General features: G+C 72.0%; 18 protein-coding genes. 12 read left to right on the forward strand and 6 right to left on the reverse strand.

All coding sequences use genetic code 11. The annotated features are described in order from the left end of the window. The first annotated feature begins 108 nt into the window (after window positions 1-108). The 6 genes from AB0I38_RS24505 to AB0I38_RS24530 all read left to right on the forward strand — a co-directional run bounded on the left by AB0I38_RS24505 (window position 109) and on the right by AB0I38_RS24530 (window position 7,629). The gene (locus tag AB0I38_RS24505; RefSeq protein WP_358471810.1) at window positions 109-1,413 is read left to right on the forward strand and encodes an ABC transporter substrate-binding protein; all 1,305 of its coding nucleotides are present in this window, start codon (window positions 109-111) and stop codon (window positions 1,411-1,413) included. Then, window positions 1,410-2,297 (forward strand): carbohydrate ABC transporter permease, encoded by an 888-nt coding sequence (locus AB0I38_RS24510; protein ID WP_358471812.1) that lies wholly within the window; start codon window positions 1,410-1,412, stop codon window positions 2,295-2,297. Before AB0I38_RS24505 ends, AB0I38_RS24510 begins: the two co-directional genes overlap by 4 nt. Next, window positions 2,298-3,173 carry a carbohydrate ABC transporter permease gene (locus AB0I38_RS24515; protein ID WP_358471814.1) on the forward strand — a complete coding sequence of 292 codons (876 nt, stop codon included), beginning with the start codon at window positions 2,298-2,300 and terminating at the stop codon, window positions 3,171-3,173. Window positions 3,174-3,202: 29 nt separating this feature from the next. Beyond that, on the forward strand, window positions 3,203-5,188 hold the full coding sequence (locus tag AB0I38_RS24520) for a beta-galactosidase (protein WP_358471816.1): 1,986 nt from the start codon (window positions 3,203-3,205) through the stop codon (window positions 5,186-5,188). Beyond that, a complete protein-coding gene (locus tag AB0I38_RS24525; protein ID WP_358471818.1) occupies window positions 5,185-6,288 on the forward strand; it encodes a glycoside hydrolase family 53 protein in 1,104 nt (367 codons plus the stop codon). The genes AB0I38_RS24520 and AB0I38_RS24525 overlap by 4 nt, the downstream gene beginning before the upstream one ends. A gap of 108 nt (window positions 6,289-6,396) precedes the next feature. Continuing rightward, a complete protein-coding gene (locus AB0I38_RS24530) occupies window positions 6,397-7,629 on the forward strand; it encodes a hypothetical protein (RefSeq protein WP_358471820.1) in 1,233 nt (410 codons plus the stop codon). On the opposite strand, the gene AB0I38_RS24535 is transcribed toward AB0I38_RS24530, so the two are convergent. From AB0I38_RS24535 to AB0I38_RS24545, 3 genes are all read right to left on the reverse strand, one after another. Then, on the reverse strand, window positions 7,540-8,145 hold the full coding sequence (locus tag AB0I38_RS24535) for a hypothetical protein (RefSeq protein ID WP_358471822.1): 606 nt from the start codon (window positions 8,143-8,145) through the stop codon (window positions 7,540-7,542). The genes AB0I38_RS24530 and AB0I38_RS24535 overlap by 90 nt on opposite strands. Before the next feature lie 138 nt (window positions 8,146-8,283). Next, window positions 8,284-8,469 (reverse strand): hypothetical protein, encoded by a 186-nt coding sequence (locus AB0I38_RS24540; protein WP_358471824.1) that lies wholly within the window; start codon window positions 8,467-8,469, stop codon window positions 8,284-8,286. A gap of 220 nt (window positions 8,470-8,689) precedes the next feature. Next, the gene (locus AB0I38_RS24545) at window positions 8,690-11,146 is read right to left on the reverse strand and encodes an ATP-binding protein (RefSeq protein WP_358471826.1); all 2,457 of its coding nucleotides are present in this window, start codon (window positions 11,144-11,146) and stop codon (window positions 8,690-8,692) included. 101 nt (window positions 11,147-11,247) lie between these two features. On the opposite strand from AB0I38_RS24545, the gene AB0I38_RS24550 reads away from it, so the two are divergent. Continuing rightward, entirely contained in the window at window positions 11,248-11,646 is a 399-nt protein-coding gene (locus AB0I38_RS24550) for a rhodanese-like domain-containing protein (RefSeq protein WP_358471828.1), read from the forward strand. Further along, the gene (locus AB0I38_RS24555; protein WP_358471830.1) at window positions 11,643-12,281 is read left to right on the forward strand and encodes a hypothetical protein; all 639 of its coding nucleotides are present in this window, start codon (window positions 11,643-11,645) and stop codon (window positions 12,279-12,281) included. Before AB0I38_RS24550 ends, AB0I38_RS24555 begins: the two co-directional genes overlap by 4 nt. Window positions 12,282-12,388: 107 nt before the next feature. On the opposite strand, the gene AB0I38_RS24560 is transcribed toward AB0I38_RS24555, so the two are convergent. Next, window positions 12,389-13,609: an NAD(P)/FAD-dependent oxidoreductase gene (locus tag AB0I38_RS24560; RefSeq protein ID WP_358471832.1), complete on the reverse strand. Its 1,221-nt coding sequence runs from the start codon at window positions 13,607-13,609 to the stop codon at window positions 12,389-12,391. A 253-nt stretch (window positions 13,610-13,862) separates the two neighbouring features. Here AB0I38_RS24560 and AB0I38_RS24565 point away from each other — a divergent pair, with 253 nt between their 5' ends. Beyond that, window positions 13,863-14,216: an ArsC/Spx/MgsR family protein gene (locus AB0I38_RS24565; protein ID WP_358471834.1), complete on the forward strand. Its 354-nt coding sequence runs from the start codon at window positions 13,863-13,865 to the stop codon at window positions 14,214-14,216. A 29-nt stretch (window positions 14,217-14,245) separates the two neighbouring features. Continuing rightward, window positions 14,246-15,259 carry a zinc-dependent alcohol dehydrogenase gene (locus AB0I38_RS24570; protein WP_358471836.1) on the forward strand — a complete coding sequence of 338 codons (1,014 nt, stop codon included), beginning with the start codon at window positions 14,246-14,248 and terminating at the stop codon, window positions 15,257-15,259. Between the two features lie 8 nt (window positions 15,260-15,267). On the opposite strand, the gene AB0I38_RS24575 is transcribed toward AB0I38_RS24570, so the two are convergent. Continuing rightward, complete coding sequence (locus AB0I38_RS24575) at window positions 15,268-16,284, reverse strand: hypothetical protein (protein WP_358471838.1); 1,017 nt, start codon at window positions 16,282-16,284, stop codon at window positions 15,268-15,270. 197 nt (window positions 16,285-16,481) lie between these two features. On the opposite strand from AB0I38_RS24575, the gene AB0I38_RS24580 reads away from it, so the two are divergent. Then, window positions 16,482-17,060: a DUF305 domain-containing protein gene (locus tag AB0I38_RS24580; protein WP_358471840.1), complete on the forward strand. Its 579-nt coding sequence runs from the start codon at window positions 16,482-16,484 to the stop codon at window positions 17,058-17,060. Between the two features lie 45 nt (window positions 17,061-17,105). Here AB0I38_RS24580 and AB0I38_RS24585 read toward each other — a convergent pair whose 3' ends face one another. Next, entirely contained in the window at window positions 17,106-17,699 is a 594-nt protein-coding gene (locus AB0I38_RS24585) for a TetR/AcrR family transcriptional regulator (protein WP_358471842.1), read from the reverse strand. Window positions 17,700-17,849: 150 nt separating this feature from the next. Between AB0I38_RS24585 and AB0I38_RS24590 the strand changes: the two genes are divergently transcribed. Continuing rightward, window positions 17,850-19,406, forward strand: a complete 1,557-nt coding sequence (locus tag AB0I38_RS24590; RefSeq protein WP_358471844.1) for an MDR family MFS transporter — start codon at window positions 17,850-17,852, stop codon at window positions 19,404-19,406. Window positions 19,407-19,459: the final 53 nt, after the last annotated feature.

A 19,459-nucleotide genomic window follows, 5' to 3' on the forward strand; every position in this document is an offset into this window, starting at 1 on the left:
TGGGCGGGTTAACGAGAGTGTAACGGGGTCTTGACAGTAATCTGCGTCACAAAACACGCTGTGAACGTTCACAGACCACCGACACCCCCAGCCGAGGCCCTCATGCACATGAACAGGCTCGCCGTCGCCGCCCTCGCCGTCGCCCTCGTGGCAGGCTGCTCCGGAGGCGCCCCGGAGAGCGGCGCCCGGGACAGCGCCGCGCCGTCGAGCGCCCCCACCGAGAAGGTCGAGCTGACCTACTGGAACTGGGTGCCCGGCATGGAGAAGGTCGTCGCCGCCTGGAACGCGGCGAACCCCAACATCAAGGTCACCTCCAGCACCCAGGCCGGCGGCGACGACGCGGCCACCAAGTTCCTCACGGCCGCCAAGGCCGGCAACCCGCCCGACCTCATCCAGGCGGAGTACCAGGCGCTGCCCTCGTTCGTGGCCGCCGAGGCCGTGGCCGACATCAAGGCCCAGGCGGACCCGGTCAAGGCGGAGTTCGGCGACGGCATCTGGGGGCTCGTCACGCTCGGCACCGACGCGGTCTACGGCATCCCGCAGGACAGCGGCCCCATGCTCTTCTACTACCGGGCCGACCTGTTCAAGAAGTACGGCATCGCCGTACCGAAGACCTGGGACGAGTACGCCGAGGCGGCCAGGACCGTGCACCAGAAGGACCCGAAGGTGTTCCTCGGCACGTTCTCCAGCAAGGACCCCGGCAGCTTCGCCGGCCTCGCCCAGCAGGCCGGGGCGCAGTGGTGGTCGATCAGCGGTGACGCCTGGAAGGTCGCCATCGACGACGAGCCGAGCAGGAAACTCGCCGACTACTGGGGCGGTCTGGTCAAGGAGGGCGTGATCGACGACATGCCCTACTTCACCCCCGAGTGGAACAAGGCGCTCAACGACGGCAAGCTGCTGACCTGGCCGTCCGCGATCTGGGCGCCCGGCCCGCTGGCCAGCAACGCGCCCAAGTCCAAGGGCAAGTGGGAGATCGCCCAGTTGCCGCAGTGGAACGCCGGCGAGAACCACAGCGGCTTCTGGGGCGGCTCGTCCGTGGCCGTCGCGGCCGGCTCCAAGCACAAGGAGGCCGCGGCGAAGTTCGCCGCCTGGCTCAACACCGACCCCGAGGCGCTCGCCCTGCTGGTCAAGGAGGGCGCCGTCTACCCGGCGGCGACCAAGGGCACGTCCCTGCTCACCGAGGCGCCCGAGTACTTCTCCAACGTGCCCGACTTCTGGAAGCAGGCGGCCGAGTACGGCGCGGGAGCGCGCGGCTTCACCTTCGGCCCGAACGTGAACGTCGCGTACAACTCCTTCAAGGACGCCTTCGACAAGGCCGCGCTGAACAAGTCGTCGTTCGGCGACGCCCTGAAGACGATCCACGACGCGACCGTCGCGGACATGACGAAGTCCGGCTTCCGGCTCGCCCAGTGAACCCCCGAGCTCGGGGGAGCCTCGCGCCGTACCTGCTCCTGGCCCCCGCCGTGACGTTGTTCACGCTGTTCATGGCCGTGCCGATCGGCTACACCGTCTACCTGAGCCTGCGCCGGACCCTGGTCTCGGGCCTCGGCCTCGGCAAGGGCTCCAGGAAGGAGGTCTTCGTCGGGCTGGACAACTACGCGGCGGCGGTCGGCGACGGTGAGCTGTGGATGGGCTGGCTGCGGGTGTTCGGCTACGCGGCGCTGGTGCTGGCCGTGATGCTGGGGCTGGCCCTGGTGTTCGCGCTCATGCTGGACACCGCCCGGGTGCGGCTGGCCAGGTTCTCGCGCATCGCCATCTACCTGCCGTACGCGGTGCCCGGGGTCGCGGCCAGCCTGATGTGGGGCTTCCTCTACCTGCCGAGCCTCAGCCCGTTCGACGCGCTGTTCGGCGTCGACCTGCTGGGCCAGAGCGCCGTCACCTACTCGATGGCCAACATCGCCGTCTGGGGCGGCACCGGCTTCAACATGCTGGTCCTCTACACCAACCTGCGCGCCGTGCCCCAGGACCTCTATCAGGCGGCCCGCATCGACGGGGCGTCGGAGCTGCAGATCGCGCTGCGCGTCAAGATCCCGATCCTGGTGCCGGGGATCATCCTGACCACCGTCTTCTCCATCATCGCCACGGTGCAGGTCTTCACCGAGCCGACCGCCCTGCGGCCGCTGACCAACACCCTCAGCTCGACCTGGAGTCCTCTGATGAAGGTCTACCGGGACGCCTTCGTGACAGGCGACCTGTACTCCGCCGCCGCGACCGCCATGGTGATCGCCGGCATCTCGGTGGTGCTGTCCTTCGGCTTCCTGCGCGTGGTGAGGAACCGCGCGTTCGGGGAGGCGTGAATGGCCACGTCCACGGCCCGCTCGTCTCATCGCGCGAACGGCTCCCGCAGGCCGCTCGGCCTCGTGCCGACCGGGGTGCTGCTGCTCGGCGCGGTCTACTGCCTGTTCCCGGTGAGCTGGGTGGTGGTCGCCGCCACCAAGACGTCGGGCGAGCTCTTCTCCACCTCGACGTTCGCCCTGGGCACCGGCTTCTTCCAGAACCTGGCCGACCTCGCCGCCTACCGCGAGGGCGTGTTCTGGATGTGGATGCTCAACACCCTGCTGTACGCCGGGGGCGGCGCGCTCCTGGCCACCGCGATCGCGGCCGTGTCGGGCTACACCCTGGCGAAGTACCGCTTCGCCGGCCGCGACCTGATCTTCAACCTGCTGATCGGCGGCATCCTGGTGCCCGCGGTGGTGCTGGCGATCCCGCAGTATCTGCTGTTCGCCAAGGTGGGACTGGCCGACACCTACTGGTCGGTCCTGCTGCCGCAGCTGCTGAGCCCCTACAGCATCTATCTCGCCCGGGTGTACGCCGGCGCGGCGATCCCCGACGCGCTGCTGGAGGCCGGGCGCATCGACGGAGCCTCGCACTGGACGCTGTTGACCCGGGTCGCGATGCCGCTGATGGGGCCCGGCCTGGTGACGATCTTCCTGTTCCAGTTCGTGGCCATCTGGAACAACTTCCTGCTGCCGTTCATCATGCTCGGCGACGACGGCAAGTTCCCGCTGACGGTGGGGCTCTACACGATGCTGGCGGCCGGGGCCAACAACCCGAGCCTCTACAACCTGATCCTCATCGGCACCTTCCTGGCGCTCATCCCGCTGATCGCGCTCTTCCTCACGATGCAGCGGTTCTGGCGTACCGACCTGAGCGGCGGCGCCGTCAAGGCATGACCACATCGAGCACTTCTCTTGGGGGATCCGTGAGTGGATATCCGGCCGTGCCGGAGGGCATCGCGTTCGGCGGGGACTACAACCCCGAGCAGTGGCCGCGCGAGGTCCAGGAAGAGGACGTACGGCTGATGCGCGAGGCCGGGGTCAACCTGGTCAGCCTGGGCATCTTCGCCTGGGCGCTAATGGAGCCGCGCGAGGGCGGCTACGAGTTCGACTGGCTGGACACGATCGTGGACCGGCTGCACGGGGCGGGCATCTCGGTCAACCTGGGCACGCCGACCACGGTGCCGCCCGCCTGGTTCTCGCGGGCGTACCCCGACGCGTTCCCCGTCACCCGCGAGGGCGTGCGGGTGGGCGCGGGCGCGCGCCAGCACGCCTGCTCCAGTCATCCCGCGTTCCGCGCGGCCAGTGCCCGGCTGGCCGAGCGGCTGGCCGAGCGCTACGGTGACCATCCGGCCGTGGTGATGTGGCACGTGCACAACGAGTACGGGGCCCCGCTCGGCGAGTGCTACTGCCCGTCGAGCACGGCCGCCTGGCGGAGCTGGCTGCGGCACCGCCACGGCAGCCTGGAGGCGCTCAACACCGCCTGGGGCACCGCGTTCTGGGGGCAGCACTACGGCGAATGGGAGGAGATCGACGCGCCGAGGTGGAGCCACACCGTGGTCAACCCCGCCCAGCGGCTCGACTACGCCCGCTTCGCCAACGAGGAGCACCTGTCGCACTACCGGGCGCAACGCGACATCCTGCGGCGCACCGGCAAGCCGGTGACCACCAACTTCGCCGGCACCGTCAGCTGCAAGTCGATGGACCTGTGGCGGTGGGCTCCCGAGCTGGACGTGATCGCCAACGACCACTACCTGAACGGCGAGCAGCCCGACAACCACATCCAGCTCGCCATGTCGGCCGACCTGAGCCGGTCGCTGGCGGGCGGTCAGCCGTGGATGCTCATGGAGCACTCGACGGGCGCGATCAGCTGGCAGGCGCGCGGCATCGCCAAGCGGCCGGGCGAGATGCGCCGCAACAGCCTCGCGCACGTCGCCCGGGGCTCCGACTCGGTGCTGTTCTTCCAGTGGCGGGCGTCGAGGTACGGCGCCGAGAAGTGGCATTCGGCGATGGTCCCGCACGCGGGGACCGGCTCCCGGCTCTGGCGGGACGTCGTGGCGCTGGGCGCGGACGTGCGGCGGCTCGCGCCGGTCCGGGGCGGCCGGGTGGCGGCCGAGGTGGCGATCGTCTGGGACTGGGAGTCGTACTGGGCGCTGGAGCTGGAGTGGCGGCCGTCGGGTGACCTCGCGTTCCGGGAGCGGGTGGACGCCTTCTACGAGGCGTTGTGGCGGGAGCACGTGACGGTGGACTTCGTACACCCTTCCGCCGATATTTCGGGGTATCGGGTGGTGCTGGCGCCCAGCTCGTACCTGCTCACCGAGACGTCGGCGAAGAACCTGCGGCGCTACGTCGAAGCGGGCGGGCACCTGCTGGTGTCGTTCTTCTCCGGCGTGGTCGACGAGAACGACACCGTCCACGAAGGCCCGTGCCCGGGGGCGCTGCGCGACGTGCTCGGGCTGTCGGTGGAGGAGTTCCACCCGCTGCGCGAACGGGAGACCGTCACCCTCACCGGCGGGGCCACCGGCCGGATCTGGTCGGAGCGCGTCCACCTCGGCCAGGCCCGGGCCCTGCAGTGCTTCGCCGACGGGCCCGACGCCGGGCACCCGGCGCTCACCGTCCACCCGTTCGGCGCCGGCACCGCCTCCTACCTGGCCGCCGCGCTCCACGGCGCCGGCCTGCGCGCCGTGCTCACCGACCTGCTCGACCGCGCGGGCGTCTCCCGGCCGCGCGACCTGCCCGACACCCTCGAACTCGTACGGCGGGACAGGTACGCCTTCCTCATCAACCACGGCCCCACCCCGGCGAACGTGCCCGCAATGACCGGAACGGACCTGCTGACCGGCGCCCCCTTCCCCGGCCAGGTGCCGGCCGGAGGCGTCGCCGTCGTCGAACTCGACAGGAGGACCCCTTGAAACGATCGCTGTTACCCCTGCTGCTCTGTCTCGCCCTGCTGACCACCGGGCAACCGGCGCAGGCCGAAGGCGGCGGACGCCCCCTCGCGATCCGCGGCGCCGACATCTCCAGCCTGGCCAAGTCGGAGGCGCTCGGCGGCGTCTACCGCGACCGCAAGGGACGTCCCGGCGACGCCCTGCGCATCCTGCGCGACGGCGGGCTCAACTACGTCCGGCTCAAGGTCTGGGTCGACCCCGCCGACGGCTACAACGACAAGGCGCGGGTCCTCGCCATCGCCAAGCGGGCCAAGGCGCTCGGCATGGGCCTGCTGGTCGACTTCCACTACTCCGACGCCTGGGCCGACCCCGGCAAGCAGAACAAGCCCGCCGCCTGGGCCGGGCTGACGTACGAGCAGCTCAAGCAGGCCGTCTACGACCACACCTTCGACGTGCTCGACGCGCTGCGCCGGCAGGGCACCACGGCCGACCTGGTGCAGACCGGCAACGAGCTCAACGGCGGGCTGCTCTGGCCCGACGGCCGCTATGACGACTGGCCGGGCATGGCCGGGCTGCTCGGTGCCGCTCACGACGCGGTCAAGGCGGTCTCCTCGCGGACCAAGGTGGTGATCCACCTGGCCAACGGCGGCGACAACGGCCTCTACCGGTGGTGGTTCGACACGGCCGCCCAGCACGGCATCCGCTACGACGTGATCGGCCTGTCCTACTACCCCTACTGGCACGGCACGCTGGACGCCTTCCAGGCCAACCTGAACGACGTCGCCACCAGGTACGGCAAGCCGCTGATCGTGGCCGAGACCGCCTACCCGTTCACCACGGCCGACAAGGACGGCTGGGAGAACATCATCACCTCCGCCGAGCCGTACCCCGGCCACCCCGCCACCCCCGCCGGCCAGGCGGCGCTGATCCGCAAGGTCAGCGACCTCGTCCGCGCCGTCCCCGGCGGTCTCGGCCTCGGCGTCTTCTACTGGGAGGCCACCTGGACGGGAGTCCCCGGCAACGGCTGGGACCCGGCCGACCCGTCCACGGGCAACGGATGGGAGAACCAGGCCCTGTTCGACTACTCCGACCGCCTCCTGCCGGCGATCGGCGCGATCCGGTAGACCACGCCGCCGGGGGGCGGCGGGCCCATCCCGGGTAGGGCGGGCACCACCCGGGTTGGGCGGCGTGCAGGCTGGGGCGCGTAGCGGCTGATCCGTACCGTTTCGATCATGAACATCCCCCGGAAGAACCGGCTGCTCGCCCTCGCCTGTGCCGGTCTCATGCTGGCCGCCGCGGCCTCCCCGGCGGCGGCCGCGGTCGCCACCCCCGCCCGCAAGGCGACCGTCACCACCGCTTCTGACCTGGACCGCGGCGAGATCGTGTCGGCCGGCCTGCTGGCGAGCCTGTCGCCGCGACAGGTCGAGGAGTATCTCGGCCAGGCGAAGTTGCCCGTGCCGTCCCAGGTGCAGGGAGTCGACCTGTACGCGGTCGTCTACCGCACGGTCGGCGTGACCGGCCGCCGGACCACGGCCAGCGGTGTCGTGGCGCTGCCGCACGACGCCCGGGACGGGCTGTGGACGGTCAGCTACGAGCACGGCACCATGGCCACCAAGAGGTACGCCGGATCGGTGGCCGACGGCGACGGGCGGGCCGTCCCCATGATGTTCGCCGCCACCGGATTCGCCGCCGTGGCGCCCGACTACCTCGGCCTCGGCATGGGGCCCGGCTTCCACCCCTACATGGACACCGCGACGGAGGCGTCCGCCTCGGTCGACCTGTTGCGCGCCGCCCGCGAGCTGGCCGCCGCCAAGGACCGCACGCTGAGCGGGGACGTGCTGGTCACCGGCTTCTCGCAGGGCGGCCAGGCCACCATGGCCCTCGGCCGCGAACTGCAGCGCGACCGCTCCCTCGGTTTCCGGCTGCGCGGGCTCGCCCCGATCGCCGGGCCGTACGACGTGCGGGGCGCCGAGCTGCCCGAGCTGCTGGCCGGGCGGCTCGACCCGCACAGCGCGACGTTCTACCTGGCGTACTGGACCGTGTCGATGAACCGGCTGCACGGCTTCTACCGGACGCCCGCCCAGGCGTTCCGCGACCCGGCGGTCGAGCGGCTCTTCGACGGCCACCACGACTTCGACGAGATCGCGGCCGGGCTGCCCGCCTCACCGCGCGAGCTCATCACGCCCGCCTTCTGGAAGCGGCTCCAACGCCCCTCCGGTCCGCTGGCGAAGGCGCTCGACCTGAACGACACCACCTGCTCCGACTGGCGTCCCGAGGCGCCGGTGCGGTTGTTCGCCGGGCGGGGCGACCGGGACGTGACGATTCTCAACTCGCGCAACTGCCTGCGCGACCTGCGCGCCGGCGGCGCCACCGCCTCACTCACCGACGTGGGCGACGTCGACCACCAGACGTCCGTGTTCCGCTCGTTCCCGATCGTGCTGCGCTGGTTCGAACGACTCCGCTGACGCCGCTCTCCGGCGCGCGCTCATCCCTCGCGGCGGGCGCGGGCGCGGCGTTTGCCCTCGTGCATGGCCTGGACCCGGGCGATCGGGATCGTGTGCCCCTGCTCGACCAGGTCGGCCGGCAGGAGCTGCGGCTCGGGCATCCGCTCTGCCCAGGGATCGCCGTCGCCGAGCAGCTCGCCCGGCGTCGTCCAGCGCCTGCCGCACCAGCCGGGCGGCTCGCACGGCCAGCGGGAACGCGTCGTCCACCGGCGGGTCGAGGTCGAGCACGAGGTGGGTGGCGTGCTCACCGCGGAACAACGCCGGGTGGTATTCGACCGCCCGCTGGTTGGCGAACCACAGCAGGGTCCGGCGGTCGTCGCACAGCGCGTAGGAGACCTGCCGGTGCGACGCCTCCGCCCAGACGGACACCGTACGCACCCAGGAAGGCGCGTACTTGGGGACGTTCTTCTGCTTGACATCCTCCCGGCTCTGAAGAACCGGGATTCCAACCGTCGCCGGTTGGGCTTCCTGCTTCACCGCCGGTCGCCCGCCCGAGAGGACTCTCGTTGAGGTCTTACACCGGCTCCACAGGCGTTTCGCCTCTCCGCAAGCCCTGCGGCGAGGGTGATTCCGATCGTTCGTCCGGTGACTTGGTCATCGCCACCGTCGAACACACTACCGAACCGTGCGGTGTCGTGCGGCGTTTTGACGGCGGTCCGCCTGGCGGCGAATCGCCTCGCCGGCCGAGACGCCGCCCAGCCAGACACCCACCGCCGCGACCGGGACCAGCAGCCCCCACGGCGAGCGCGCTCGTACGGCCCAGACGGAGACGCCCAGCAGCGCCAGCCAGAGCGCGAGCAAGCACGACGATCGCCCACAGTGGCGCCACCAGCCCGCTCGCGAGGTAGAACGGCAGCGTACAGAGGTGACCGGCCAGCCCCACCCAGCTCGCGACCCGCTTCACGACCGCCTCCATGGTCTCCTCCTCGCCCGCCCACCTCCGTCGCGCCGCGCGCACGGTCTCCCGGCCCGTGAGATCCGGCAGGCTCCCATCCGCTCGGCGGGCGAGCAGGTCGGCGGCTCAGGGAGAGAGGAGGCCGGGGAGCGGCGTCCGGCCGCCCGCGGCGAGAGCGGCGGCCAGGCCGGCGGCGCCGAGCCGGTCCCCGAGGGCCGCGTGCAGGGCGTGGCCGGGGAACAGGTGGGCGCGCAGCTCCGGGTCGAGGCGTTCGGCGGCGCCGAGCAGGACGGCGGCGCGTTCGAAGCGGCCGGCCGCGTGCTCGCACTCGGCGAGCAGGCACAGGCCCGTCATCGTGGCGCGCAGGTCGCCGACGCCGAGCGCGAGTTCCAGGCCCTCGGTGAGCCGGCGGCGGGCCAGGTCGTGCTCGCCGCCCGAGGTCGCGGCGCGGCCGAGGCCGAGCAGGCAGCGGGCCGTGCAGCGGCGGTCGCCGATCCGCCGGAACTGCCCGAGGAGCGCGGCGTAGCTCGTCGCGGCGGTCGCGTGGTCGCCCCGCTGCTGGTCGAGGTGGGCCCGGAAGACCTCGGCGTGCAACCGCTCGTGCTCGTTGCCGCTGAGCCGGGCCAGCCGTCCGGCCTCGGCCAGCCAGGTCGCGGCGTCGTCGAGGCGGGTGTGGTCCTCGATCGCGCGGACGGCCAGCTGACTGAGGCAGTTGGCCCGTTTCACCTGGTCGCGCAGCCGTCCGAACAGGTCGGCGGCCTCGGCCGCACGGGCCAGGGCGGTCGCGGTGCCGCTACTGGCGTGCCCGAGCGCGGACATCGTCAGGGCTCGGTGCCAGTCGTCGCCCAGGGCCTCGAAACGGGCCGCCGCGTGTTCCAGGTGACCGGCGGCGGCCGCGCGGTGCTCGCCGTACATCTTCACCCAGCCGAGGGCGAGCAGCGCGAGCGCCTGGTCCGGCCCGGCGCCGTCGCCCGCGCGCTCGTACGCCTGCTCGGCGAACGTCAGGGCGCGCCCGGTGTCCTGGTACGCCAGCAGTACGGAGCAGGTGACGGCCGCCCGGACCCCGAGCGAACCTTCCGGCAGGGGGCGTTCGAGCAGCCGGTCGATCCAGCCGAACAGCTCGCCACGGGCGCCGAGGATCTCCCAGCCCGTCCCGACACCGGCCAGGAACTCCCACGCGGGCACGGTGTCCGGCCGGTCGAGGGCCCAGCGCATCGCGGTCCGCAGATCACCCCAGTGGCGGTCGAACCAGCGCATCGCGCCGGCCTGGTCCCGCCCGCGCAGGTCGGGCAGGAGGCCCACGCCGTGCCGGAGGTGGTGGCGGGCATGCTGCTCGCGGGCCGTCTCGGCGGCGCCGCGTGACACCAGCCGCCGGTGCGCGAACTGGCGGACGCTGTCGAGCAGGCGGTACTCGGTGGTCTCGTCGCGGCGGCGGCGGGAGATCAGCGAGCGGTCCAGCAGGCGAGGGAAGAGCCGGACGAGGTCGGCGGAGCTCAGCGGCGGGTAGGCCAGGATCTGCGCCGCCGTGTCGTAGTCGAACTCCCCGGGGAACACCGAGCACCGCTCGAACAGCACCCGCTCGCCGTCGCCCAGCAGGTCGTAGCTCCACCGGAGGGCCTGCTCCAGGGTCCGGTGCCGCCCCTGCGCCCCGTCCGTCAGCAGCGCGAACCGGTCGTCCAACCGGCCCAGCAGCTCGGCCGGCGAGAAGAACCGGATCCGCGCCGCGGCCAGCTCGATGGCCAGCGGCAGGCCGTCCAGCCGGCGGCAGACCATCGCGACGTGCCGGGCGTTGCCCGGGGTGACCTCGAAGCCGGGGGAGACGGCGGTCGCGCGGTCCGCGAACAGCCGTCCGGCGGCGGCTTCGAGCACGGCGGCCGGGTCGTCGGCCTCCTCCGGCACCGGCAGGGGCGCGATCTCGTAGACCACCTCCCCGGCGACGCCGAGCGGGCCGTGGCCGGTGGCCAGCACGTGCAGCCGCTCCGTGGTGGCCAGCAGGTCGGCGAGCAGCGCCGCCGCGGTGCCGGTGACGTGTTCGCAGTTGTCGACCAGCAGCCAGTGGCGGCCGTCGGCGAGCGCCTCGCGGATCAGGGACCGTAGCCTCCGCTCCTCCCCGGACACGCCGAGAGCATCGGCGAACGCGCGCTCCACGTCGTCCCCGGGAGGTACGGAGGCGAGATCGACCAGCACGGCGGGCGGCAGCGTGGACACCGACTGCGCCAGCCGCAACGCCAGCCGTGTCTTGCCGGTGCCCGCCGGGCCGGTCAGCGTCAGCAGCCGGTGGGCGTCGAGCAGCCCGGCCAGGTCGCCGGTCTCCCGGTCACGACCCACGAACGACGACAGCGGCCTGGGCAGCACGGTGCCGGGCTCCCGGCGGGCCCGCAGCCGCACCGCCGTGCCGACCAGCGCCAGCCGGCTCGACCCGCCGAGCTTGCGCAGCAGGGACGACACGTGGCTCTCCACGGTCCGCTCCGACACCTGGAGGCTGTCGGCGATCTCCCGGTTGTGCAGGCGGTCACCCACGAGCCAGAAGATCTGGAGCTCGCGCGGCGTCACCCCGGCCGCCCGCAGCGGATCGGCATCCATGGAACGGAGTATCCGCTATTTCCGTACTGAGCACGGATGTGGGTGATCGCGTGCCCGGTGTCCAATGACCGGGCGACTCCCTTTACCGGAAGGCAGGTCTGATGAGCGATTCCGTCAAGCAACTGGTGGCCCGCGCCCGCGACCAGGTCCGCAACCTGTCGGTGGCCGAGGTGGCCGAAGCCCTCGAAACCGGCACCGTGACGCTGGTCGACCTGCGCGAGCCCGACGAGGTCCAGCGCGAGGGCACGATCCCCGAGGCGGTGCGGGCGCCGCGCGGGATGCTGGAGTTCTGGGCCGACCCCGGCAGCCCCTACCACCGCGCCGAGTTCGACCCGTCCGCGCCGACCATCCTCTACTGCGCCTCCGGCGGCCGGTCCGCCCTCGCCGCCAGCACCCTGCAGGCGCTCGGCTACACCGACGTCTCGCATCTCGACGGCGGGCTGGCCGCCTGGAAGGCCGACGGCCGCCCGGTGACCTTCCAGGCCGGTGACCCGTCGTGAACGGTTTCCTCGCCGTCCCGCCTGTCACGGCCGAGGGGCGGAAGGTGTTCGACGAGGACGTCGCCGAGGTCGGCTACGTGATGAACCTGTCCCGGCTCTGGGCCTACCAGCCGGACGTCCTCAACGGGCTGTTCGACCTGATGACGGAGACCGGCGTGGTGCACGGGCTGGACCTGCGGGGACGCGGCGTCCTCGTCGCCGCCTGCGCCTCGGCGCTCGGCGACTCGTACTGCTCGCTGGTGTGGGGCGGCCGGTTGGCCACGCAGTCCGACGCCCTCACCGCGGCGGCGGTCCTCCGCGACACCATCCCCCAGGCGCCCGACGCCGTCCCGCCGGACAGTGATGCTTTGACGGGCGGTGGTGGCCTGACGGCGGGTGAGCGGGCGATGGCCGACTGGGCGCGCAAGGTGGCGCGCGATCCCAGCGGTACGAACGCGGCGGACGTCGAGAGGTTGCGCGAGGCCGGGTTCGATGACGCCCAGATCTTCGCGATGACGGTGTTCGTCGCGCTGCGCGTCGCGTTCTCGACGGTCAACGCGGCGCTCGGGGCGCGCCCTGACGCCGAACTGCGCGCCACCACCCCGGCGGCCGTCCTCGACGCCGTCACCTACGGCCGCCCCATCGCCGACGCCTGAGGGCCACCCCCGGACGTCCCGGCCTGCTCGTGGCCGGTACGGGCCCGTTTGAGGTGGCTCGTCGTTGGCGGACGGATCACGGCAGGGGCGGACGCGGTCGTTCGTTGTCAGAGAGTGGTTTCGGGGAGTGGGGTGGCCGGGTCGGCGAGCCGGGCGCGGTCGACCGGGCGGCCGGAGCGGATCAGCTCCTGGATGGGGCTCGTGACGTCCCAGACGTTGACGTTCATGCCGACCACGACCCGGTCGCCGTCGAGCCAGAAGGCGATGAACTCCCGGGAGCCGAGGTCGCCTCGTACGACGACGTCGTCGTTGTGGCCGGGCCGGGTGAGGCCGGTGTATTCCATGCCCAGGTCGTACTGGTCGGTGTAGAAGTACGGCAGCCGGTCGTAGACGGCGTCCTGGCCGAGCATGGAGCGGGCGGCGACGGCTGGCTGGTTGAGGGCGTTGGCCCAGTGCTCGACGCGGACATGGGTGTCGTACAGCGGGTGATAGGCGTTGGCCACGTCGCCGGCGGCGAAGATGTCGGGGTCGGAGGTGCGCAGCCCGGCGTCCACCACGATCCCGTCGTCCACCCTGAGCCCGGCGGCGGCCGCGAGGCCGGTGTCGGGGGCTGCGCCGATGCCGACGATGACGGCGTCGGCCGCGACATGGGCGCCGTCGGCCAGTCGCACCCCCGTCGCCCGGCCGTGTTCGCCGGTGATCTCGCTGACCTGCACCCCGAGCCGCAGGTCGACGTCGTGCTCGCGGTGCAGCGCGGCGAAGACGGCGGCGATCCGGGAGCCGAGCACGCGCAGCAGCGGCTGCCGCTCGGCCTCCAGCACGCTGACCCGCACACCGGCGGCGCGGGCGGCGGCGGCCACCTCCAGGCCGATCCAGCCTGCGCCGACGATCGCGACGCTGGAGACGGCGGCCAGGGTGTCGCGCAGCCGCTCGCTGTCGTCGACGGTGCGCAGGTAGAGGACGCCGTCGAGGTCGGCGCCGGGGACGGGCAGGCGGCGGGGGGTGGCGCCGGTGGCCAGCAGCAGCTTGTCGTAGCCGACGCGTTCGCCGCCGGACAGGTCGAGCGCGTGGCCGGGGCGGTCGATGGCGGTCACCTGGGTGTCCCGGCGCAGGTCGACGTCCTGGCTCTGGTACCACGCCGCGTCGTGGACGAAGACCTTGTCCCGCTCGGACTTCCCCTGCAGGTAGTCCTTGGACAGCGGTGGTCGTTCGTAGGGCAGGTGGGGCTCCGCGCAGGCCAGCACGAGCCGGCCGTCGTACCCCTGCTCGCGCAGGGCCTCGGCGGTCTTGGCGGCGGCCAGGCCGCCACCCGCGATCACGAATGTCATGATTCAGACTCCTGTCGGGTAGATGCCGGGCTCGACGCGCGAGCATCACCTGCTGCCTTTTCACGGACGTCGCTCACGTCGGCTACCTTCCCGGCGGGCGCATCGTAACCCTGTCGAAGCCGACCACATCGCTCCTGCGCTGTGTTCAGCCCCCCGGAGTCCCGTACGGTCACCTCTACGCTGCTGAGGACCCGCCGGAACGGCACACGTTCGCGCGTCCTCACCGGACGCCCGCACCGCTGGAAGGACCCTCATGGAGATCTGGATCAATCCCGAGTGTTCGAAGTGCCGTTCCGCGCTGTCGATCCTGGACGCCGAGCAGGCCGACTACACCGTGCGCCGCTATCTCGACGACCCGCCCGACGAGCACGAGCTGCGCGAGGTGCTGGCCAGGCTGGGGCTCGAACCCTGGGACGTCACCCGGCTCGGCGAGCCGGCCGCGGCCGAACTCGGCCTGGCCGGCTGGTCGCGCACCCCGGCCGACCGTGACCGCTGGGTCCGGGCGCTGGCCGCCCATCCGATCCTGATCCAGCGCCCGATCATCACCGCGGCCGACGGGCCGTCCGTCGTGGCGCGCACCGAGGAGGCCGTCCGCTCGACCCTGTGACCGGAGCCCGCAGTGGATAGATTGGCCGGATGCGCGCCTTAGTGATCACCGGGCCCGGGCAGGCCGGCGTGCGGGAGGTCGAGCCGCCCGAGGCGGGCCCCGGCGAGGTGGTCGTCGACGTCGAGCGGGTCGGGGTGTGCGGCACCGACGTGGAGCTCTTCACCGGCACCTTGCCCTACCTGCACACCGGCCAGGCCGCCTACCCGCTGCGGATCGGCCACGAGTGGTCCGGCGCGGTGCGTGCGGTCGGCGACGGCGTGGACCCGTCCTGGCTCGGCCGCCGCGTCACCGGCGACACCATGCTCGGCTGCGGTCGTTGCGCGCGGTGTGCCGCCGGGCGCGGGCACGTGTGCGCCGACCGGTACGAGATCGGCATCCGGGGCGGCTGGCCCGGGGCGCTGGCCGAGCGGCTGCCCGTGCCCGTGACCGCGCTGCACCCGCTGCCCGGCACCGTGGATCCGGCACTCGGCGCGCTCGTCGAGCCGGGAGGCAACGCGATGCGCGCCGTGCGGGGCGCCGGCCTGGCGCCCGGCGAACGGCTGCTGGTGCTCGGCCCCGGCACCATCGGGCTGCTCGTCGCCCAGATCGCCGCGGCGCGCGGCGCCGAGGTGCACCTGCTCGGGCAGACCGCGAGCTCCCTGGCCTTCGCCCGCTCGGTCGGCTTCGAGCAGGTGTGGACCCGGGAGACGCTGCCCGCCCTGCGCTACGACGCCGTCGTGGACGCCTCCAACGCGCCCGGCCTGCCCGCGCTCGCCGTCGACCTGGTCGAACCGGGCCGCCGGGTGGTCTTCGTGGGGCTGGCCGGGACACCGAGCCCGGTCGACACCCGTGCCGTCGCCCTCAAGGACGTCACCGCGGTCGGCGTGCTCGGCGCCTCCGCCGGGCTGGCCGAGACCGTCGAGCTCTACGCCTCGGGCACGGTCGATCCGCGCCCGCTCGTCGCCGCGACGGTGGCGCTGGACGAGGTCGCCGCCGTCCTGGCCGGCCGCCGTCCGGCCGAGTGGGGCGACGCTCCCAAGGTCCACGTGGACCCGCGCCGCTGACGCCCGCCTCAGCGGCCGCGGCGGTCGTCGCTCCAGATCGAGGACGTGTCCACGTACGGCCGCAGCAGCGCGGTGAGCTCGGCGTCGCCCCGGCCGTTGAGCTCGTCCGAGGAGATCTTCCGCGCCGCGCCCGCCAGCAGGTCGGCCACCTGGATCCGGGGGTCGCGGCGCGAGTCGACGAGCGTCACGCCCGTCAACCGGCCGGCGGGCTCGTGGGCGTGGAACAGCTCCTTGAGCCGGCCGATCCGCTCGTCCGTCAGCAGCGTCTGCCTGTCGTGCACGACCGCGACGGGCCTGCCGCCCGCGCCCCAGTAGGCGACCGCTCCGACGATGGCCGGGATCAGGGTGTCGAGGGCGGGGATCACTCCCGGGTCGACGAGCAGGCGCTCGCGGAAGGCGGCCACGCGCGGTCTGGCCCGCCACAGCAACTCCATCGCCTCGCCGGCCGGGCTTGGCGCGCCGGACCGGCGCAGGTCGTCGACCAGGTCGAAGAACGCGTCGACGGACGCGGGCGCGCTCCGGTGGTTGGGGGCCCGCAGCAGGCCGTTGAACGCCGCCAGAAAGGCCTCCCACCGCTCGGCCCCGTACGCGTGCGGACCCTCGCGGCGCAGGGTGGCGGTCATGGCCCGCGCCCGGCGGTCCTGGCGCAGGCCGATGGCGGGCGGGTAGGGCGTCTCCTCCACCAGGAGGTCGACGACCCGGCCGATGACGAAGAACGCCTTGTCGGTCAGGTGCACGTGAGCGTGCCCGAGCAGCGGCCCGTGCGGGCCGAGCAGCCAGATGAGCGCCTCGCGGTGCTTGGAGCGCCGGAGGATGCTGAACTTGTACTCCGTGGTCGGCGACGGTGCCCGGTCGCGCGTCTCCTGGATGCACCGGGCCGCGAGGTCGGCGCTCAGGCGCACGCTGGCATGGGCGAAGACGTCGGTGTTGCCCCCGATGAGCTTGTCACCTTCGGAGCCCGACTCGTCGCAGGCGATCTCGAGGACCCCGCCCGCGTGCGCGCTGTCTTCGCGATGACCCGTCAATGCCCTGTCTCCCAGCGGGGAGCACGCGTCAGGAGATGCCCTCCCCGTGGTCCGCCTGCGCAGCATCATCGTCCGTTCCGTACGGATCTTCCATGGGTTTTCCGGTTGTCCCGTGGTGCCGGACTCTGAACCTTCCCGGATCCGGCCGCGTATCCCCGGGTAACCGTCAACCTTTTGCCGGCCGGAGAGGAGCGATCATGCGGTTGTGCGCGCGGCGGGTGTCGGGGGTCCGATCGGCCGTGGTGGCCATGGCGCTGTGTGTCCCGTTGCTGGGCGCGTGCGCGCCGGCCGGCGGAGAGCCCGTCGCCGCCGCCGGTGTGGTGGCCGACGTGAACCCGGACGTCCAGTTCTCCCAGGAGATGATCCCGCATCACCGGCAGACCATCCGGATCGCCGAGCTGGTCGCGGACCGGACCACCAACGCGTACGTACGGAGGCTCAGCGAGAAGCTGATCGCCGACGAGCGCGCCGACATCGAGCTGATGGAGTCGTGGCTGCGGTCGTGGAAGGCGCAGCTGCCGCCGGAGGGCGCTGACGACGGCCACGCCATGCCCGGCATGATCTCCGCCGCGCAGATCTCGGTGCTGGAGAAGCAGTCGGGCGCGGAGTTCGACCGTACGTGGCTGACGCTGCTGGCCAAGCATCTCGACGCCGGCGTCGAGATGGCCCAGACCGTGCAGATCATGGGCAGCCACAAGCCGACCGTCGACCTCGCCGGCGAGCTGATCGCCGGGCAGCGGGCGACGATCGCCGAGATCGTCAAGCGGGTGGGCTGACCTCGGCCCGCGTACGAGCGGCGCGACGCGCGTCGCGGTCGGCCGTCAGCTGAACGGCTGGGCCATCTGGGCGAGGTATCCGTCGATGACTTCGTGCAGGGGAAACGTGCGTTGCTCCTCGACCCAGAGATGGGTGCCGATGCGCAACGTGACCAGGAAGGCGGCGGCCATGAGGCGCGGCTCGATCACGGCGGCGTCGTCTTGCCCCGCACGTTCGGTGATGGCCTCGGCCAGCTCGCGTTCGAGCGCGGCGTGGTTGGCCAGTTGCCTGGCCAGGAGTGCGGGGTGTTTGCGGGCCAGCCGGGTGCGCGCGGCCCACTCGTGATCGGGGGTCCCGACTTCGCGGTAGACGTCGTGGATGGCGGCGCGCATGGCCCGCCAGGGAGATTCCATGGCCGGCCGGGCGCGGATCCGCTCGACCAGTAGCCGGACGCGCTCCTCCTCGCCGTAGAGGACCGCGTCCTCCTTGCCGGCGAAGTAGTTGGAGAAGGTGCGCCGGGAGATGTTGGCCGCGTCGGCGATGGCCTCGACGGTCACGGCGTCGAAGCCGTACTCGACCGTCAGCCGCAGCGCCGCCTCGTGCACGGCCTGCCGGGTCTCGGCCTTCTTGCGCTCGCGCAGCCCCACCTGGATGTCCATGTTCCGCCAAGCGTACCGCGAGTCAGACATATATGCCCAATGCGCAAAATTGCCCATTGGGCATATATGCTGACCCCCTGTCGCAGATAGATCTCCAGGGGGAGGACGCGCGTGAGCGCACCTACAGCCACGGCCGCACCATCTGCGCCGATGACCCATCGGCAAGTGCTCGAAGCGCTCAGCGGACTGCTGCTCGTGTTGTTCGTGGCGATGATCAGCGCCACGATCGTCTCGGTCGCGCTGCCGCAGATCATCGGCGCGCTCGACGGCACCCAGTCGCAGTACACCTGGGTGGTCACCGCCTCGCTGCTCGCCTCGACGGCCTCCACGCCGATCTGGGGCAAGCTGGCCGATCTGTTCAGCAAGAAGCTGCTGCTCCAAGTGGCCATCGTCATCTTCATCGTCAGCTCGGTGGCCTGCGGGTTCGCGCAGAACACCGGCCAGCTGATCGCCTTCCGGGCGCTGCAGGGGCTGGGGATGGGGGCCCTGCAGGTGCTCGTACAGGTCATCATCGCGGCGATGATCAGCCCCAGGGAGCGCGGCAGGTACAACGGCTACCTCGGCGGCGTCATGGCCGTGGCCACCGTGGGCGGGCCGCTGATCGGCGGCCTGATCGCCGACACCTCCTGGCTCGGCTGGCGCTGGTGCTTCTTCATCTCGGTGCCGTTCACCGTGATCGCCTTCGGGCTGCTGCAGAAGACGCTGCGCGTGGCCACCGTGCGCCGTCCCGACGTCAAGATCGACTACGTCGGCGCCACCCTGATCGCCCTGGGCGTCAGCGTCCTGCTCATCTGGGTGACCTTCGTCGGCAACTCCTTCGACTGGCTGTCCTGGCAGACCGCGGCCATGGCCGGCGGCGGCGTGCTGATCCTCGTGCTGGCCACCTGGGTGGAGACGAGGGTCGCCGAGCCGGTCGTGCCGCTGCACGTCATCCGCCAGCGCACCCCGGCCCTGGCCATCCTGGCCAGCCTCGCGGTCGGCATGGCCATGTTCGGCGGCTCGGTCTTCCTCGGCCAGTACTTCCAGATCGGGCGCGGCTACAGTCCGACCGAGGCGGGCCTGCTCACCATCCCCATGATGCTCGGCGTGCTGCTCTCCTCGACGATCTCCGGCCGCATGATCTCCAAGAGCGGCAACGTCAAGCCGTACATCGTCACCGGCGGCATCCTCCTCACCATCGGCTTCCTCGGGCTGTCCACGCTGGACCACGAGACGTCGCTGGTCTTCGTCAGCGCCGCGATGCTGCTGGTCGGCGCCGGGGTCGGCATGTCCATGCAGAACCTCGTGCTGGCCATCCAGAACACCGTCCCGCTGAACGAACTCGGCGCGGCCAGCGGCGCGATCACCTTCTTCCGCTCGCTCGGCGGCACCATCGGCGTCTCGGTGCTCGGCGCGATCCTGGCCAACCAGGTCGCGACCAGCATCGTCGAAGGACTGGGCAAGGCCGGCATCAAGGCCGACGCCGCGGGGGGAAGCGGTTCCCTCAACATCGCGCAGATGCCGGAGCCGCTCAAGACCATCGTGCGCGCCGCCTACGGCGACGCCACCGGGCACATCTTCCTCGTCTCCACCGGCATCGCCGCCCTCGGCGTCATCGCCACCCTGTTCCTCAAGCCGACGCGGCTGCGCGACAGCGTCGACCTGAAGCCCGCTCCCACGACCGGCGAGGCGGTCGTCTCCGCGAACCAGGAGACGACCCGTACCTGACCGAGAAAAAAGCCGCTCCCCGCGAGCCCATGGGGAGCGGGCCCGTAAAAAGC

The organism is Nonomuraea cavernae (genome assembly GCF_040655715.1).
Taxonomy (GTDB): domain Bacteria; phylum Actinomycetota; class Actinomycetes; order Streptosporangiales; family Streptosporangiaceae; genus Nonomuraea; species Nonomuraea cavernae_A.